This window comes from Microbacterium sp. DT81.1 (assembly GCF_049844955.1).
Lineage (GTDB): Bacteria > Actinomycetota > Actinomycetes > Actinomycetales > Microbacteriaceae > Microbacterium.
On record NZ_JBNCMA010000005.1, the window covers coordinates 1 to 17,831 of the forward strand.

At 70.1% G+C, this 17,831-nt stretch carries 16 protein-coding genes; 3 read left to right on the top strand and 13 right to left on the bottom strand.

Features of this window, described 5'->3' with window-relative positions; all coding sequences use genetic code 11:
• The 3 genes from ACLQ2Q_RS13960 to ACLQ2Q_RS13970 form a co-directional block, all read right to left on the bottom strand.
• The coding region (locus ACLQ2Q_RS13960; protein WP_425821079.1) for a hypothetical protein at positions 1–188 on the bottom strand (188 nt) is incomplete at its 3' end.
• Positions 189–190: 2 nt separating this feature from the next.
• Entirely contained in the window at positions 191–1,138 is a 948-nt protein-coding gene (locus tag ACLQ2Q_RS13965; RefSeq protein WP_425821080.1) for a hypothetical protein, read from the bottom strand.
• A 43-nt stretch (positions 1,139–1,181) separates the two neighbouring features.
• Positions 1,182–2,204 (bottom strand): PASTA domain-containing protein, encoded by a 1,023-nt coding sequence (locus tag ACLQ2Q_RS13970; protein WP_425821081.1) that lies wholly within the window; start codon positions 2,202–2,204, stop codon positions 1,182–1,184.
• Positions 2,205–2,700: 496 nt separating this feature from the next.
• On the opposite strand from ACLQ2Q_RS13970, the gene ACLQ2Q_RS13975 reads away from it, so the two are divergent.
• On the top strand, positions 2,701–4,950 hold the full coding sequence (locus tag ACLQ2Q_RS13975) for a CHAT domain-containing protein (RefSeq protein ID WP_425821082.1): 2,250 nt from the start codon (positions 2,701–2,703) through the stop codon (positions 4,948–4,950).
• A 44-nt stretch (positions 4,951–4,994) separates the two neighbouring features.
• On the opposite strand, the gene ACLQ2Q_RS13980 is transcribed toward ACLQ2Q_RS13975, so the two are convergent.
• The 5 genes from ACLQ2Q_RS13980 to ACLQ2Q_RS14000 form a co-directional block, all read right to left on the bottom strand.
• A complete protein-coding gene (locus ACLQ2Q_RS13980) occupies positions 4,995–5,840 on the bottom strand; it encodes a transglutaminase family protein (protein WP_425821083.1) in 846 nt (281 codons plus the stop codon).
• On the bottom strand, positions 5,837–6,769 hold the full coding sequence (locus ACLQ2Q_RS13985) for an alpha-E domain-containing protein (protein ID WP_425821084.1): 933 nt from the start codon (positions 6,767–6,769) through the stop codon (positions 5,837–5,839). Before ACLQ2Q_RS13985 ends, ACLQ2Q_RS13980 begins: the two co-directional genes overlap by 4 nt.
• Before the next feature lie 192 nt (positions 6,770–6,961).
• Positions 6,962–8,701 carry a circularly permuted type 2 ATP-grasp protein gene (locus tag ACLQ2Q_RS13990; RefSeq protein WP_425821085.1) on the bottom strand — a complete coding sequence of 580 codons (1,740 nt, stop codon included), beginning with the start codon at positions 8,699–8,701 and terminating at the stop codon, positions 6,962–6,964.
• 74 nt (positions 8,702–8,775) lie between these two features.
• A complete protein-coding gene (locus tag ACLQ2Q_RS13995) occupies positions 8,776–9,102 on the bottom strand; it encodes a CU044_2847 family protein (RefSeq protein ID WP_425821086.1) in 327 nt (108 codons plus the stop codon).
• An 11-nt stretch (positions 9,103–9,113) separates the two neighbouring features.
• Entirely contained in the window at positions 9,114–11,435 is a 2,322-nt protein-coding gene (locus ACLQ2Q_RS14000; protein ID WP_425821087.1) for a CHAT domain-containing protein, read from the bottom strand.
• A 201-nt stretch (positions 11,436–11,636) separates the two neighbouring features.
• Here ACLQ2Q_RS14000 and ACLQ2Q_RS14005 point away from each other — a divergent pair, with 201 nt between their 5' ends.
• Complete coding sequence (locus ACLQ2Q_RS14005) at positions 11,637–13,265, top strand: molybdopterin-dependent oxidoreductase (protein ID WP_425821579.1); 1,629 nt, start codon at positions 11,637–11,639, stop codon at positions 13,263–13,265.
• Here ACLQ2Q_RS14005 and rocD read toward each other — a convergent pair.
• The 5 genes from rocD to ACLQ2Q_RS14030 all read right to left on the bottom strand — a co-directional run bounded on the left by rocD (position 13,262) and on the right by ACLQ2Q_RS14030 (position 17,311).
• Complete coding sequence (rocD, locus tag ACLQ2Q_RS14010) at positions 13,262–14,482, bottom strand: ornithine--oxo-acid transaminase (RefSeq protein ID WP_425821088.1); 1,221 nt, start codon at positions 14,480–14,482, stop codon at positions 13,262–13,264. The genes ACLQ2Q_RS14005 and rocD overlap by 4 nt on opposite strands.
• Positions 14,479–15,384 carry a dimethylargininase gene (gene ddaH, locus ACLQ2Q_RS14015; protein ID WP_425821089.1) on the bottom strand — a complete coding sequence of 302 codons (906 nt, stop codon included), beginning with the start codon at positions 15,382–15,384 and terminating at the stop codon, positions 14,479–14,481. Before ddaH ends, rocD begins: the two co-directional genes overlap by 4 nt.
• 123 nt (positions 15,385–15,507) lie before the next feature.
• Positions 15,508–16,620 carry an NAD(P)-dependent alcohol dehydrogenase gene (locus tag ACLQ2Q_RS14020; protein WP_425821090.1) on the bottom strand — a complete coding sequence of 371 codons (1,113 nt, stop codon included), beginning with the start codon at positions 16,618–16,620 and terminating at the stop codon, positions 15,508–15,510.
• A complete protein-coding gene (locus tag ACLQ2Q_RS14025) occupies positions 16,617–16,841 on the bottom strand; it encodes a helix-turn-helix transcriptional regulator (RefSeq protein WP_425821091.1) in 225 nt (74 codons plus the stop codon). The genes ACLQ2Q_RS14020 and ACLQ2Q_RS14025 overlap by 4 nt, the downstream gene beginning before the upstream one ends.
• On the bottom strand, positions 16,841–17,311 hold the full coding sequence (locus tag ACLQ2Q_RS14030) for a hypothetical protein (protein WP_425821092.1): 471 nt from the start codon (positions 17,309–17,311) through the stop codon (positions 16,841–16,843). The genes ACLQ2Q_RS14025 and ACLQ2Q_RS14030 overlap by 1 nt, the downstream gene beginning before the upstream one ends.
• A gap of 163 nt (positions 17,312–17,474) precedes the next feature.
• Here ACLQ2Q_RS14030 and ACLQ2Q_RS14035 point away from each other — a divergent pair, with 163 nt between their 5' ends.
• Complete coding sequence (locus ACLQ2Q_RS14035) at positions 17,475–17,825, top strand: nuclear transport factor 2 family protein (RefSeq protein ID WP_425821093.1); 351 nt, start codon at positions 17,475–17,477, stop codon at positions 17,823–17,825.
• Positions 17,826–17,831 lie beyond the last annotated feature (6 nt).

Sequence of the window (17,831 nt, forward strand, 5' to 3'; positions counted from 1 at the left end):
TCCGCCCCCGCACCCGGCAGCACCAGCACCCGCGCCCGCACCGGCCGACCCGTCACATTCGACACCGTGAACGACCCCGCACCCGAACGCCCGGCATCCAACGACACCGACGCCGGCCCCGCCACCGCGAACGGCGGCCCCTCAGCGGCCGCCGGACCTCGTGGACCGAACCCCTCTGTACCCGACATGGTCAGGCCTGTCCCTCCCAGATGGTGTACCGGACCCTTCGTTCGGCTACGCCGTCGTCCTGTGGCGAGATCTCCAAGACGCCGAAGTGGCGCGCCCCTGTGATGAAGCAGACGTACGTCGGAATCGGGAGGTCGGGTATCGAAACGCCGCTTGACACACCGGGGTCGGACAATGCCGCCACGCACGTGTCATACTCACCGTCCGCGGCGATCGCCACGCCGGCGAAGGAGGTGCTGCTAACGCTCAAGGGCTCGAATGCCGGAAAGCCGGCGGCCATCACGTCCTGGTCCGAGAAGCAAAGGTCGCTGCCGGGCAGGAATCTGCAATAGGTGCGCTGCCATACCTGAGGCTCGGGCTCCTCGAAGTCGATCATCGCATCGCCGGCCCAGAAGCTGAGCGTGTCACTGACGAGCACTTCGGGCGTCGGCGTCGGTGTGGGCGTGGGCGACTGCGTCGGTGGGGGATCGTCCGGCCGCGTCAGGGCCCAGATCAGCGCTCCGCCGCCGGCGAGCAGCAGCAGCGCCACCAGTGCGATGACGATCCACCACGGGAACTTCCGCTTCTTCGGGTCGGGCACCTGGAACGCCACCGTGGGACCCGACACCACCTGATCCGGCGCCTCCTCCAACGCCGCACCCACCACGAACGAGAACGCCCCCGCCGGGACCTTCTCCGGCACCTTCACCGCCACATCCACCGTCGCCGTCCCGGCCACCGGCATCGCCCGCTCCGACTCCCCCACCACCTGGAACCACGACGCGTCCGCCCCCGCACCCGGCAGCACCAGCACCCGCGCCCGCACCGGCCGACCCGTCACATTCGACACCGTGAACGACCCGGAACCCGAACGCCCGGCATCCAACGACACCGACGCCGGCCCCGCCACCGCGAACGGCGGCCCCTCAGCGGCCGCCGGACCCACCGGCCCGAAACCCTCACCACCCGACATGGCCACACCGTACCAGCGAGGCCACGCCGAAGTGAGTCGGATCCTATGGACCCACTCTCTCGGGGAGCCAGTCATCCATGATCACTACGTCGTCGTCGGTGACGATCGTCCAGCATGACGTGACGGGCGGTCGATCCTTGATTCTCACTTCGACTTCCGTGCCCTTGGTCGCACTGACACCGGCGTCGGGGTCTTGATCCTCGACCTTAGGGCTGCACACGGGGGTTCCGGCCAGAATCTCCCTGCGGATCTGGAAACCAGCCTGCGCGAGAAGGTCCTGCGCTACGCCGTATGTCAATCCCACCACGCCCGGCACCAGCGCCGTCGTCGGTTCCGCCTCCTCGACCGGATCCGTCAGGGACGAGGGGGCCGATGATTGCGGGAACCCGGACAGGTCGTCGGGTCCCTCCTCTCCGAACTCTTCGAGGTCGACTCTGACCGCGGTCTCGACGACGCGGATCCGCTGTCCCACCAGCTCCTCTGCACCGACGACGAAGGTGGACCCTCCTGCGCCCTCGGCAGCCTCTCCGGCGCCGACGAGGATGTCTTCGCATTCCGCGTCGTTCTCGTCCGACGCCGTGTCCGGACACACCTGCCAGGCGTAGATCCTGACGACGTCGTCAGGGTCCCAGACCCCGGGACCCACGGTGAGTACCGACCCGCTTTCGGCAGCGCCGGAGATCGTCGGCGCCTGTTTCAGCGTCGGGTCGCTGGGTGGTTGTGTGAATGCATAGATCAGCCACCCGCCGACAGCGAGAATGATCAGGGCGCCCACGACGATCGCGACGATCCACCAGCGAAAGCGCGGCTTCTCCCGATCGGGCACGTCGAACACGACCGTCGGAGAGGAGACAACCTGATCCGGCGCCTCCTCCAACGCCGCACCCAGCGCGAACGAGAATGACCCCGCTGCGACCTTCTCAGGGACCTTCGCCGACACGTCCACCGTCGCCGCGCCAGCCACCGGAATCATCCGCTCGGACTCGCCGGTGATCTGGAACCACGACGCATCCGCCCCCGTCCCCGGCAGCACCAGCATCCGCGCCCGCACCGGCCGCCCCGTCACATTCGAAACGGTGAACGACCCAGCACCCGACCGCGAGCCATCCAGCGTCACCTGAGACGGACCCGCCACCGCAAAGGGCGGCCCATCACCCGACGCTGGAACCACCGGACCGAACCCATCGACCGATCCGCTCACGGCGACACCGTACCACCGGCTACATGGCACCCGACAGAGGGAGTCGGCGTAGGCGACGGTCCCGAAGGCGGTCCCTCGGAGTTGTCTTCGTAGGTGCCGACAGCGGTGAGCTGGATTCCTCCGTTCTGGCAGATCTTTTCCCCGTTCGGGCGGACGGTGATCCTTATGACGCGCGGCGGAAGTACACGCACCGTTGTCAATTCGCTCGCTTGGCGCGGGGTGACAACCGACGGCCGGGCAGCGGCTGACGCGAACCGATGCTCGTCTTCGCGGGCGAGTGCGGGTCACTCGCCCAGGCCGCCGCGTATCAGGGACGCTTTCGGCCGCCTCTTCTCGGTGTCATCATCGTCACGAGGGTTCTATGGATGCGGTCATCGAGCTGGAGATACGGGCCGGAACAGCCGACGGCTCGTTCGACGTGCGCGTCGTGCGGTCTCTCGCCGGTGGGGACCCTTCCGCGACGATCACTCTCGACATCGACGAGATCCTCGGTGACCTTCCCCGGATCGAGTCCAGTGTTCTGGCGTCCTCGGTGCGCGCCCGGCGGGTGATGACGAACAGCGAGTCCGCCATCCAGGAGATCGGCGTGCGGCTGTTCGAGGCGGTCTTCTCCGGTCGTATCGGCGCCGCATACCGCTCCAGCGCCGCCGTCGCGTCCGAGCGCAACCTCGTGCCGCGCGTGGCCCTGCGCCTCGTCTCACCCGGCCTCGCGGCGCTCCCCTGGGAGGCGATGTACGACTCCGAGGCGGGGCGCTACGTCAGCCGCAAGGAGCCGCTCGTCCGCCGCGTGTCCTCGCCGTTCAGCGCCGAGGCACCGCCGGTTCAGCCGCCCCTGCGGATCCTCGGGCTCGTCTCGTCGCCACGCGGACTGCAGGTGCTCGACGTCGAAGCCGAGAGGGAGCGCCTCGAGCTCGCACTCCACGACCACATCGAGAAGGGCAGCGTCGAGCTCGTGTGGCTGGAGGATGTGACATGGAGCGGGGTCCAGAACATCCTGTTGACGCAGCCCTGGCACGTGCTGCACTTCATCGGCCACGGTGGCTTCGACGAGCAGACCGACGAGGGGCTCGTCGCCCTGGTGGGCCGGGACGGCCGCGCCGAGTTCGTGACCGCGAGCAGTCTGGCCGACCTGTTGAACGAGGCCGACCCGCAGCCCCGCCTCGTCGTACTGAATTCCTGCCAGTCGGGTGCGACGGGGACATCGGACCTCTTCGCCGGCACGGCGGCCTCCCTCGTGCGCAGCGGCATCCACGCGGTCGTGGCCATGCAGTTCGCGATCAGCGACGAGGCCGCGCTCGCCTTCTCTCGCAGCTTCTACGTCGCACTCGCGAGCGGACGCCGCATCGACGAGGCGGTGCGCAGCGGCCGGATCGGCATCCTGGGCATCGCGCGCGACACCCTCGAGTGGATCACTCCCGTCCTGTATCTGCGCGGGGACGGCGCGCGTGTGCTCGATAAGGCGCCGCCGCGTGTTCCGGGAGCCGATACCGGTCATGCGCCTCCCGCTCCCATACCGCCGGAAGGCCCGGTCGTCGGCGTGGCGACGCGGGGGCCGGCCTCCGATCCGCTGAATTTCGGGCCGTCATCGACCGGGACGGATGCCGAGCCGGATGCCGAGACGTCTCTCTTCGTCTCGCCCGAGGAGCCGCCACCCGGCCGTCCGGTCGGGCTCGCCTCGGCCGGCCTCGCCACAGCCGCTCTCGCGGGATCGGCTGAGGCGGCTGCGGCGGCACCGGCTGAATCAGGCCAAGAACCACGACCGGCACCCGAGGCGGCGCCGGAAACGCCCGCGGTACCGCCACCCGAACCCACGCCGGAGCCTGCCGCCGAGCCGGCGCCCGAACCGGAGCTTGCCGCGCCGGCAGCGGGATCCGAACCCGCCCCGGGCGCGCCCGCCGAGCCGGCACACGAAGCACATGCCGACGCCCGACCGGAAGCCACCGCCGTCCCGGTCCCGGCACCACGCGCAGACGCCTCACCACCCGCGGAGGCGCCCGCGTCCGACGCACCGCCACCTCCGCGGCCTCCGCCGCCCGTGCCCGCCGCGCCGATTCCACCCTCCACGCCACCCGGGTCGCGCCGCCGCGTGGCGATCATCGTCGCCATCGTCGCCGTCCTGGTCCTCGCCCTGGCAGGCGGCGTCTGGGCAGCGTTCGCGCTCCTGAACCCTCCCCAGGTGGTCGCAGAGGAGACAGACGCCCCATCGCCCCCCACTCCCCAACCGACCGCGACGGTGCTCCCGGCGGTGTCGCTGGCGGTGCCCGGCACCGTGGCCTGGACCGACACGGGCGTGTCCTGCGCCGCCGGCGACGAGTTGGCCATCACCGCCGAGGGGACGATCAATCACGCACCGCCGGCCGACGCCACGGCTTCACCTGACGGGCTGGCCGATCCCAGCTATCACCAGTACAACATCGCAGAGCTGCCGGACGCGCCGCACGCCGGTCTGATCGGCCGCCTCGGCCAGCAGTCGCCGTTCTTCATCGGGTCGAGGGCGACGTACGTCTGCCCCGAGAACGGGACGCTCGCTCTGGGGATAAACGATGCAGGCACGGCCAACAACGGCGGAGCGTTCCAAGCGACCGTGATCAGGACGCAGGTCCTCGACTGACCGTCCTGCTCGCGGGCTGACCGCGCTTCCCGATCGAGTCGCGGCTACGCCTCGCGCGTGATCGTCACCTTGACGAAGAGCTGGCTCTTGAAGGGACCGGCGTAGACGCCCCGCAGCGGCGGCACGTCGTTGTAGTCGCGGCCACGTCCGACGAGCACGTGACGGTCCCCGATCTCGATGTTGTTGGTGGGATCAAAGCCCCACCAGTCACCCGAGAACCATTCGACCCACGCGTGCGACTCGCCCGTCACGGCCTCGCCGACTCCCGCATTCGGACGCGGGTGCAGGTAGCCCGAGACGTATCGCGCCGGGATGTTGACCGAGCGCAGGGCGCCGAGCGTGATGTGCGCGATGTCCTGACAGACGCCCTTGCGCGCCTCCCACGCCTCCATCGCCGTGGAGTGCACGCCGGTGATCCCGTGCATGTACTCGACGGCATCCCCGATCGTCGTCGCGATGTCGTGCGCCGCGCGGCTGGGGTGCTCGTGCCGCGCCGCGATGGTCTGCGCGAGCTCGACGACCTCCGGATGCGGACGCGTGCGGTGGGTCTGCACGAGCTGCTCGACGGTGTCGATGACACGAGCCGACTCGGTCGCGAGCCGATCCCACGAGATGTCGGCGTGCTCGATCGGCCGCGGCCGCACCTCGACCAGGCTCCGGGCGGTGATGTTCAGCTCGGTGTGCGGGGAGAGCACATCGAAGGCGCTGACGCGCGTGCCGAAGTAGTCGACGTACGCATTGACGGATGTCGAGGGGTGGATGTCGAGGGACGAGCTCAGCACGAATTGGCTGTCGGTCGTACCGGGGAGCATCCGCGCCTCGTTGTACGACGCCGAGACGTCGCCGAGGTAGCGGAATCCGGTGGCGTGCTCGATGCGGAGCCGTTTCAAGAGATCTCTCCGATCCAGTTCGGTTCGGCCTGCGTCGGGAAGAAGCGGGCGCGGATGGCCTCGGATGCCTCGCGGGTGACCTTCTGCACCTGGTCCATGTGGTGTGGCAGCTCGCTCAGGATCTCGCTGATCGGGCGGTACTCGAGGTCGTTGCGGATGCGGCCGAGGGCGCGCAGCACCTGGTTCGAGTGACCCACGCGGTCCTGCCCGGGGTCGATGGCACTCATGCAGTCCTCCGCGCGCGAGATGGAGTAGATGATCGAGCGGGGGAAGAGGCGGTCGAGCAGCAGGAACTCAGCCGCGTTGCGGGCGCTCGGCATCCCGCGGTAGGTGCGCAGGTATGCCTCGTACGCCCCGCACGACCGGAGGATGGTGGTCCACGAAGGGCCGGACGCCTGGGTCAGCGACCGCGTGGCGAGCATCCGCGCCGTCATGTCGGCGCGTTCGATGCTCCGCCCGAGCGTGAAGAACTGCCAGGCTTCGTCTCGGCTCGTGGAGGAGTCGACGATGCCCACCGCCAGCGCCGCGCGCTCGCGCACCCACTTGAAGAACTCGTGCACCTTCTCGGTCTGCAGGCGCCGGGGCATGCCCGCATTCGTCGTGTTGAGGCACTCCCAGAGCTCGGAGGAGACGATCTCCCGCGCCCGGCGGGCGTTCTCCCGCGAGGCGGTGAGCGAGTAGGAGATGCTGGCCGGGTTCATTCGATCGACCGCCAGTCTCGAGAGCACGTCCTCCCGGCGCACGATCGTCCCCGCGTCGGCCTTCGTCGAGCCCATGACCAGGAGCAGCGAACGGCAGGCGGTGTCCTCGTCGATCCATGGATCCTCGAGCAGCAGCTGCAGGTGCACGTCGAGGATGCGGGCGGTCCCGTCGCTGCGTTCGATGTAGCGGCCGATCCAGAACAGGCTTTCGGCGATGCGGCTCAGCATGAGCCGTCCTTCCTGGTCCCTGAGCGAGCGAAGCGAGTCGAAGGGTCGGCGATGCGGCTCAGCATGAGCCGTCCTTCCTGGTCCCTGAGCGAGCGAAGCGAGTCGAAGGGTCGGCGATGCGGCTCAGCATGCTGCACCGTCCAGGATTGGTCCCTGAGCGAGCGGAGCGAGTCGAAGGGTCGGCGATGCGGCTCAGCATGCTGCACCGTCCACGTTTGGTCCCTGAGCCTGTCGAAGGGTCGACGCCTCGACATGCTCGGCGACCGGGCGTTGAGCCTGCTGCTGCTGCTGCTCCTGCTGCTCGATGCGGGTGCGAGGGCGGTCCTGGGGCGAATGCGAGACGGCCGGCTGGCCGTCGTAGATGATCGGGATGGCGGCGGTGATGGTTGATGCCTGGTCGGCGACCAGACCCGGAAGGCCGTTGCCCTGGCCGTACTCGACGTGCCCAGGAGCTGACCCGCCCACGATCCAGGTGTCCTTCGATCCGCCGCCCTGGCTCGAGTTCACGACGAGCTGCCCCTCCGGCAGCGCGACCCGGGTCAGGCCGCCGGGCAGCACCCAGATGTCGTCGCCGTTGTTGACCGCGAAGGGACGAAGGTCGGCGTGGCGGGGTCGCATCCCGTCTTCGACGAGCGTCGGGATCGTCGACAGCATGACGACAGGCTGCGCGATCCAGCCCCGTGGATCGGCCAGAAGGCGGGTGCGGAGCTTCTCGAGCTCGGCGGGAGAGGCATCCGGCCCCACGACGAGACCCTTGCCGCCGGAGCCGTCGACGGGCTTGACCACCAGCTCGTCCAGGCGGTCGAGCACCTCTTCGAGCGCGCCCGGATCCTCGAGGCGCCAGGTGTCGACGTTCTTGAGGATCGGCTCTTCGGAGAGGTAGTACCGGATGAGCTCGGGCACGTAGGTGTAGAGCAGCTTGTCGTCGGCGACGCCGTTGCCGACGGCGTTCGCGATCGTCACGTTGCCCAGGCGCGCGGCGAGCATGAGCCCGGGGGCGCCGAGCATCGAGTCGGCGCGGAACTGCAGCGGGTCGAGGAAGTCGTCATCGACCCGGCGGTAGATGACATCGACGCGCTTGGGTCCGCGGGTCGTGCGCATGAAGACCTTGCCGCCCGCGCAGAGCAGGTCGCGGCCCTCGACCAGTTCGACGCCCATCAGGCGGGCGAGCAGCGTGTGCTCGAAGTAGGCGGAGTTGTAGACGCCGGGCGTCAGCACGACGACGTTGGGCTCCTCGACTCCTGGCGGCGCGGAGGCGCGAAGCGCCGCCAGCAGCTTGTTCGGGTAGTCGCCGACCGGGCGCACGCGCATCGAGACGAACAATTCGGGCAGCGTCTGCGCCATCACCCGGCGGTTCGATATGACGTAGCTCACCCCGCTCGGCACGCGCACGTTGTCTTCGAGCACCCGCATCTCGCCGTGTTCATCTCGGATCAGGTCGATGCCCGACACCTGGATGCGCACGCCGTTGGAACTGTGGATGCCGGCCGCCTGACGGTAGAAGTACTGCGACGACGCGATCAGGTGCGCGGGCAGCACCCCGTCGCGCACGCAGTACTGGCGCCCGTACGCATCGTCGAGGAACGCCTCCAGCGCGCGAACGCGCTGCTTGACGCCCGCCTCGATGCGCGACCACTCCTCGTACGCGATGACCCGCGGAACGGCATCCAGCGGGAACGGACGCTCCTCGCCGGCGAAATCGAAGGTGACGCCCTGCGCCAGATACGAGCTCGCAAGCGACTCCGTGCGCCCGCGCAGCTCTTCCTGCGTCATCTGGGCGAGCGCCTGGTAGAGCTCCCGGTAGGCCGATCGGGATTCGGCCGGAGCACCGGGATGCTCCGGGCCGCCGAACATCTCGTCGAACGCGGGGATGCCCCCCGTGGTCTTGCGTGGCGCGAGTGTCGACCCGTAGCCGTCGAACAAGTCACCCATGTGGAGAGCCTAGTCCGGGGTGTGTTGCCGCTGTGTTTCGGCGTCGGGCGGGGACCCTCCTCGGCCGAGCCGCCTCAGTCTCGCCTGTTCCAGACCATCAGAACCCGGAAGTTGGCCGTCGCGCTGGCCGAGATGAAGGCGCCGACCCCCGTGCTCAGCTGGATGCCGAATTCGACGTGGAACTCGTCCGGCTCATCCGCGTAGGACCGCAGCTGCCGCACCATCGACCGCACGGCCGGTTGCACCTTGGACAGCGCGTCATCCAGCCCCTGCTCGGCCCGGGTCACCACCTCGCGCGAAGGCAGCCCGCGGGTCACGACACCCCCGGGCATCCCGTCCTCCTCGGTGACCTGCACCGTCACCTCTGAGCCGTCCTCGGTCGTGTATGTCACAAGTCGCATGATGCTGCTCCTCAGTCGGTGGTCGGATCGACGGTCCTCTGAACCGTCGCCTGCCAGGCGCCGCTGTTTCCGGGCAGACCTACGTCGTTGATCCCGAGGTACAGCTGCCCGGCTCGGGAGCACACGTAGGTGACGTCGGAGCCGACGAAGAAGGGCTCGTTCTCGTCCAGGCTTCCGATGAGACTGGCGGTCGCCACGCCCGGGAGCTCGTCGATCCCGAAGGGCAGGTAGACGGGGTCGGGCGATCCGTCCGGCGCGAGCAGGCCGTCAGGCGGCACGATGGAATTCGGATTGTCCTCGTGCAGGATCGTGCCCGTGGCGGTGATCCGGAGCTCGTCGCCGATGTCGCACGTCACACCGGACGGCGTCCACGCGGCCGCCGCGGGAACGTCCAGCTGGACCGCCGGGTAGGTGGAGGGGGAGGCCGCAGCCGACGGGGTCGGTCCGTCGGCCTCCGCGGTGGAAGCGGGATCAGGGGTGAGAGCACCCCACAGGGCGATTCCGGCCCAGGCGAGCCCGGCGAGCACGAGGACGGCGGCGACGCCCAGGATGATCGGCAGTGCCGGCACACGTCGCCGGGGACGCGTCTCGCGCGGCGCTTCATCGACCGGAGGAACGGGAGGACCCGCGGCAGCCGGAGTCTCGGGACCAACAGCAGCCGGAGCGACAGGCGGAGCCGCAGCAACGGAAGTATCCAGCGCAGCGGGAGGAGCCGCGGCTGCGGGAGGAGGAGCTGCAGTAACCGGAGCATCCGTATCCGCAACCGCAGGAGCAGCCGCCGCAGCCGGAGCATCCGGAACGAGGGGCGCAACCGGAGCAACCGGAGTATCCGGATCCGCAGGGGCAGCCGCCGCAACCGGAACTTCCGCAACCGCCGGCGCACTCGCAGCAACCGGAGCATCCGGAACGTCGGGCACCGGGCGGGAGTCTTCGTCGGGTCCCTCGCCGACCACGGGGCCGAACCCATCGCTCTGCGCCTCACCGGGCGACTCGCCGGGCACCGGGCCGAAGGCATCACCGGCCACCTCGCGGGCCACCGGGCCGGTCGCCGGTCCGGTCGGGGGGCCGAATGCATCGGCCGGCACCGCGCCGAGGGCGCCGCCCACCGCTGCCCCGCCGACCACCGCGGCGCCGACCGCCGCGCCGCCCACCGCCGCGCCGTGAACCGTTGCGGCGCCGACATCCGCACCGCTCACAGCACCACCCTCCTCGGCGACACCGCGTACCAGGGGCACGGCGTCGAGGAGTCGCGTGTCGTCTCCGCGCAGATACAGCACGGGGGTGACCCATTCGAGCGTGTCGCGGTTGGTTCCGAGGATGCCGATCCGTCCGCTGCGCACGGCATCCCCGAGTCGGCGGCCGCTGGCCAGCGCGACGTAGAAGCCGCGGGCGAAGGCCAGCGCGGCGTAGTCGCTCACCGCGAACTGCATCGCCACGACGGAGTGGACTCCGCTTCTCACGAGTGTGGCCGCGGTGCCGGCGAAGAGATCGGTGGTTCCGGTGGCTCCCGATTCGCACGAGTTGAGCACGACGAGCCGCGGCGTGGGTTCCGCCTCGTTGATGAGGTCGGCGAGGCTGCTCGCCGGCACGTAGTCGGCGCGTCCCTCTCGGCCGACGAGGGCGATCAGGCCCTCATCGGACTGAGGGTCATACCCTCCGTGTCCCACGAAGTGCAGAACGTGCCACGGCTCCCGCAGCAGCTTGTTGTGCAGTCCTCCCCAGGTCACATCCTCCAGCCAGCTGAGCTCGACCCGCCCCTCCCGCAGATGATCGTGCAGCGCCGCCTCGAGACGTTCTCGCTCGGCTTCCACGTCGAGCGCGGCGAGGCCGCGCGGCGACGAGATGATGCCGAGGATGCGCAGGGGGGCACGCACGGAGGGGATCTCCGGAGCGTACGGCGAGGAGACCCGGCGGATGACGGCTCCCTTGCGGCTCAGATATCCTCCGACCTCCGGATCGTAGAGCGACTCCCACGGCAGGGCGGCCAGCTCGGGGGCCGTGAGGCGCAGCGTCAGCTGCGTGACCATCTCGCGCTCGGACGCCACCGCCGCACTGGCCCGGTACACCCCGGCGATCCGGCCGGCGAACACCGTCTCGAAGAGCCGCACGCCGATCGCCTGCAGCGCCGACTCCCTGCTGGTCAGCACGCGACGGGCGGACACTGCCGATGCGAGGATGCTCGACTCGAGCTGCGGAAGGCCCGCCAGGATCTCATCGACATCCAGGACGATCGTGGCCGACGGCTCCCCGCCGGCGAGGGAACGCACGACGTGCACCGCGTACGAGCCCGGTTCGGGCCCCGGGGCTATCTCGAGTTCAACGACCGCGTCCATGTCCGTCGAATTCGTCGCCCGACGAGCCCCGCACGCAGTTGCCTCCCACACCCCTGTCCGAGAACATGGCCACACCGTACCACCGGGCGACTCGCGGCGAGCCTCCGGCGGACACCGAGCCGGCGACGGCGGCGAGCGTCCGACTTCCGCGCCCCCGCCGGCCCGTCGGCGCGCTGCGCGGCCTAGGCTCGGAGCGTGGCGCTGAACCGCACGACGCGGACCACACTCGCGGCCGCGTTCGCGGGTGTCGCCTCGGCGGTGCTCGGCGCCGGCGTGGGCGAGCTTTCCGCGGCCCTGATCGCCCCGGAATCCAGCCCGTTCGCCGCGATCGGCGGCGCACTGATCGACGCGGCGCCGCCGTGGGCGAAAGACACGGCGATCGCGCTCTTCGGCACGGCCGACAAGGTCGCACTGCTCGTGGGAATCGCGATCGTGCTGCTCGCCGTGGCGGCCGGCGCCGGCATCCTGGATCTTCGCCGCCCGCCGTGGGGCCGCATCGTCTTCATCGTCATCGGGCTAATCGGGGCGGTCGCCGCGATGACGCGCGCGCAGGCCGCCGGATTCGCATGGCTGCCGTCGATGCTCGCCGGCGCGGTGTCAGCGGGGGCGCTGCTGCTGATCCTGCGGCAGAGGCAGAAGACTCCGGATGCCGCCACCGGCGCCCCGGGCGAGACCGGCGCGCCCGGCGAGACCGGCGCGCCGGGCGAGACCGGCGCGCCCGGCGACACCAGCCCTTCGGGCGCCGCCGGCGCCCCCGACCCGGGGCGCCGTCGCGTGCTCGTCTGGGCGGGGTCCGCGACGGCCCTCGGTGTGCTCGCGACGCTCGGCGCCACCGCCGTGCATGCCGGCACCCGGGGCATCACGGTGATCCGCGAGGCGCTGCGCCTTCCGGCCCCGGCCGTCGCCGCCCCGCCGGTGCCGGCGGCCGCAGAGCTGGAGATCCTGGGGCTTGCGCCGGTGATCACGCCGAACGAGCGGTTCTATCGCATCGACACGGCGCTCGTCGTGCCGCAGGTCGACCCAGCCACCTGGAAGCTGCGCATCCACGGCATGGTCGAGAATGAGGTCGAGCTCACGTGGGACGAGCTGCTCGCGCTGCCGCTCGAGGAGAGCGTCACGACGCTCGCCTGCGTGTCGAACGAGGTGGGTGGTGGGCTGATCGGCAACGCGCTGTGGCTCGGCTACCCGATCCGCGAGTTGCTCAGCCGCGCGAAGCCGACTGCCGATGCCGACATGGTGCTCTCGCGCTCGATCGACGGGTTCACGGCATCCAGCCCTCTCGAGGTGCTGACCGACGACCGCAACGCCATCCTCGCCATCGGCATGAACGGCGAACCGCTGCCCGTCGAGCACGGCTTTCCCGTGCGGATGGTGGTGCCGGGGCTCTACGGCTACGTGTCGGCGACGAAGTGGGTGACCGAGCTCGAGGTGACGCGGTTCGACGAGCAGCGCGCGTACTGGACCGACCGTGGGTGGTCGGAGCGCGGCCCGATCAAACTGGAGTCGCGCATCGACGTGCCGGCCGGCGGTCAGGGCCTGAGGGCCGGCGAAACCGTGATCGCCGGCGTCGCCTGGCAGCAGCAGGTCGGCATCGAGGGCGTCGAGGTGCAGATCGACGAGGGCGAGTGGCGCCCCGCGACGCTCGCCACCGCCATCTCGAACGACACCTGGGTGCAGTGGAGCATCCCCTGGACCGCGAAGAAGGGCGACCACGTTCTCCGGTGCCGCGCCACGAGCAAGGCCGGCGAGCTGCAGACCGAGGAAGAGGTGGGCGTGGTGCCCGACGGCGCCACCGGCTGGCACTGGCGCACGGTGGCGGTCTTCGACTAGCCCTCCAGCACCAGGCGCAGCTGCTCCACGGCCCAGTCCAATTCCGTCGAGCGGATGACGAGCGGCGGGGCCATGCGGATGGTCTGACCGTGCGTGTCCTTCACGAGCACTCCGCGTGCGAGCAGCCGCTCCGCGACCTCGCGCCCGGTTCCCGCCGCGGGGTCGATGTCGACGCCGGCCCACAGGCCCGCGATGCGCACGCCGGTGACGCCGTGGCCGAGAAGCCCGTTCAGGCGCTGCTCGAGGTGCTCACCCAGCGCCCGGGCGCGCTGCTGGAACTCGCCGGATGACAGCATCTCGACCACGCGCAGGCCCACGGCCGCGGCCAGCGGGTTGCCGCCGAACGTCGAGCCGTGCTCGCCCGGGCGGAGAACGCCGAGCACGTCGGTGTTCCCCACGACCGCGGAGAGGGGAAGGATGCCGCCACCGAGCGCCTTGCCGAGCAGGTACAGGTCGGGCACGACGCCTTCGCGGTCGCACGCGAACGTCTCGCCGACCCGGCCGAGGCCCGACTGGATCTCATCCGCGAGGAAGAGCACGTTGTTGCGCTCGGTGATCTCGCGCACGGCGCGCAGGTAGCCCTCCGGTGGGACGATGACCCCGGCCTCGCCCTGCACCGGCTCGAGCAGCACCGCGGCGGTGTTCTCGTCGATCGCAGACTCGAGGGCATCGGCGTCGCCGAACGGCACCGTCACGAAACCCGGTGCGTACGGACCGAAGTCGTCGCGGGCGGACGCATCGTCGCTGAAGCCCACGATGGTCGTCGTGCGGCCGTGGAAGTTGCCCCCGGCCACCACGATCATCGCCCGGTCGGGCGTGATGCCCTTGACCCGGTAGCCCCAGGCGCGGGCGACCTTTATGCCGGTCTCCACCGCCTCCGCGCCGGTGTTCATCGGCAGCACGAGGTCCTTGCCGCAGAGCTCGGCGAGTGCCGCGGCGAAGGCGCCGAGGCGATCGTTGTGGTACGCCCGGCTGGTCAGGGTGAGGCGGCCGAGCTGCTCCTGGGCGGCGGCGACGAGAGCCGGATGCAGGTGCCCGAAGTTGAGCGCCGAATAGGCGGAGAGCAGGTCGAGGTAGCGCTTGCCCTCGACATCCGTCACCCACGAGCCTTCGCCCCTGGCGATCACGACGGGGAGCGGGTGATAGTTGTGCGCGACGTGCTCCTCTTCGGCCGCGATGATGCGGGCGGTGTCGTCGATGTCTGCGACGGACGTCATGACGCGCCGCGCAGCTCGAGGGTGCAGCACTTGATCCCGCCGCCCCCGAGCAGCAGCTCGGAGAGGTCGACGAGCACCGGGTGGTAGCCGCGGTCGCGCAGCTGCCGCTCGAAGCCCTTGGCGCGGGGGGAGATGATCACGTTGCGGCCGTCGCTCGCCGAGTTGAGGCCGAACACGGCGCCGTCCTCGTCCGAGACGTGGATCGCGTCGGGGTAGCGCTCGGCGAGGAGCGCCTGGCTCTCCGCGTCGAACGCCGCCGGCAGGTAGGCGATGTTGGCGCGCTCCGGGCCGCCGTTCTCGACGCCCTCGACCGGGTCGAGCACGGCGATAGCGGTGTCGAGGTGGTAGAAGCGGGGGTCGGTCAGGGTGAGCGTGAGAACCTCGCGGCCGAAGATCTCGCCGATCTCGCGGTGGCTGTCGCCGGTAGAGCGGAAGCCGGTGCCGGCGAGGATCGTGTTCCCGACGAGCAGGAAGTCCCCTTCGCCCTCGTTGACCTCTTCCGGCACGCGCGTGTCGAAGCCGTTCGCGCGGAACCACTCGATGAAAGGGCCTTCTTCGCCGGCGCGCTCCTGGAAGCGGAACTTCGGGCCGTACGCGATGCCGTCGATGAGGAACCCGCCGTTGGCGGTGTAGACCATGTCGGGCAGCCCGTCGACGGGGTCGATCAGCTCGACCTCGTGGCCGAGCTCGATGTACGTGTCGTAGAGCGCCTCCCACTGCCGGACCGCGAGGGCGGTGTCGGTCGGGTTCGCGGGCACCATCCAGGGGTTGATGGTGTAGCTGACCGTGAAGTGCTCGGGGCGGCACATCAGGTAGCGGCGGCGGTGCTGCGTGCGGGTCACAGCAGCGGCCGACTCCGGTCCCTGAGCCGGTCGAAGGGCGGCGATGTTCTGCGTGGACATGTGTGCTCCTCTGGAAGGGGCGGCGGACGCTGTCCAGGGGCCAGGCGGCCCTTCGACTCGCCGCGCTTCTATGAAACAGCGCGGGAGGAAGGGTGCGACTCAGGCACGCCAGCACCTATTGTCTCACGTCGGATCCTCCGGGGTGATCAGCACGACCACCTTGCCGACGGTGTGGCCGGCATCCACGTGCGCGAGCGCCTCGCGCGCCTCCCCGAGGGGCCAGGTGCGCTCGATGACCGAGCGGATGGAGCCGTCCGCGGCGAGGGCCGCGAGCCGGCTCGTGACGTCGGGCTTCGTGACCGCGGCGAGCGGGCGGATGCGGCGGCCGCGGCCGCTCGGGGCGAGCAGCGCCGCGCGGAGCATGCGGCCGATCGGCCCCAGGACCCTGCCGCCCTCGCCCGAGACCAGCACCAGCGTGCCTCCGCGCTGCTTCCGGGAACCGGGGCGCAACAGGGAGCGGAGGGCGCGGAGCGGGGCGGTTCCGGCGATGTCGATGATGACATCGAAGGATGCCGGGGGCAGAGCCGAGGCATCCGTCTGCGTGTAGTCGAACGTGCGGGACGCACCGAGCTGCTCGACCAGCCCGCGGCTGCGGGCACCGCAGAGCGCCCAGACCTCGGCCCCGCGATGGGCGGCGAGCTGCACCGCGAAGGTTCCGACGCCGCCGGATGCCCCGATCACCAGCACGCGCTGGCCTTCGGCGACGCCGCCGCTCTCGATGGCCTGCCAGGCTGTGCCGCCCGCGAGCGGCAGGGCGGCGGCGGCGATGGGACCGAGGTTCGCGGGGCGCCGCACGAGCCGGGATGCGGGAGCTTTCACGTATTCGGCGAGGCCGCCTCCCGCCAGCTCGCCGAGCACTTCGTCGTCGACGGCGAGCTCGACGACGTCCGGCCCGATGGCGGTGACCGTGCCGGCGACATCCCGTCCCCGCGTACGCTCCTTCGGCCGGCGAACGCCGAAGAAGAGCCGCAGCAGCAGGGGGTCACCGCGCATGATGTGGGTGTCCGCGGCGTTCAGGGACGTGGCGCGAACCCGCACCAGCACCTCGTCGTGACCCGGATTCGGAACGTCTGCGCGGACCACGTGCGCGGTATCCGGACCGCCGTAGTGGTTCTGGATCCAGGCGTCCATCGTGCGGGTCCGGGTGGGAGTCGCGCCGGCGTTCGGGGTGGGGCTCGGGATGGCGTTCGGAGTGGCGTTCGGAGTCTGGTCGGGTGCGGGGATTCGGGTGCTCATGAGGGGTGTCCTTCTGGGTACTGGAAAAGGGTGTCGAGTCCCACGCCGAAGACGCGGGCGATCTGGAACGCCAGCTCGAGCGACGGGGAGTACTTCTCCTGCTCGATCGCGATGACCGTCTGGCGGGTCACGCCGATGCGCCTGGCGAGTTCGGCCTGCGTCATGCCCTGCGTCTCGCGGACCGCGCGGATGGAATTGGTGACCTTCGTCGGCTTCACCATCACGGCATCCCCCGGCGGTAGACGACGATGCGGGTGAGTCCGCCGAGGAACGCCGAGAGGAAGAATCCGAGGAAGATCGCGTTGCCGATCCAGAACCATGGTCCCTCGACCATCGCAAGGACGAGTGCGACAAGGCCGCCGATCACCATGAACGCCTGACCGACGCGGTCGCCGAGCTGCTCGATCTCCCGGTCTCGAAGGTCGGCGGTGTGCCCCGCCTCGGGATTCGCCATCCCGGCGAAGATGCCCCAGAGGATGCTGAGGACGATCGAGACGATGATCGCACCGACGATCGTCCAGATCATGGGCCACACCCAGTCGATCTCGCTGACAGGCGTGGTGGCAAGCTGCGGGAGCACGATCGCGAGATAGACGGCGGTTCCACCCGCACTCGCGATCAGCTGGGCCCAGGTGTTGCGTTCGGCGTATCCCATGATCGCCCGCCCTTCGATGTCTAAAATGTTTGACACGGATGACGGTACGCCCTCTGGATCCCTGTGTCAAGAATTCTTTACACCAGTGCGAAGAGCCGCGGGCGACGGTGACGCCACGGGTGACGGCGCGGGGGCTGGGGCTCGGGCTCGGGCTCGGGCTCGGGCGACGGCACAGTGGACAGCAGCGGCACATGGAGGGGTGAATCCCGAAGACCTCGTCGCCGCCTACCTAGCGGACGTCTCGAACGAGGCAGACCCCGATCGACGTCGTACGGCGATCGAGCGTCTGTTCGACGAGAACGTTCGGTACGTGGATCAGGACGGTGCGGTCGATGGGCGAGAGGACTTCATCCGACGCATCGATGCCCTCGCGGCGATGATGGGGCCGAGCACCCGGTTCTCCCTGAGGAGGCCGGTCCAGCACGCCGACGACGCCGTGCTGTTCCATTGGCAGCTCGGTGCACCAGGAGAAGATCCCGTTCTGGCCGGGAGTGACATCGCTCTCGTCAGGGATGGTCGGATCTCCCGCCTTTACGCGGTCCTCGACTAGCGCCGC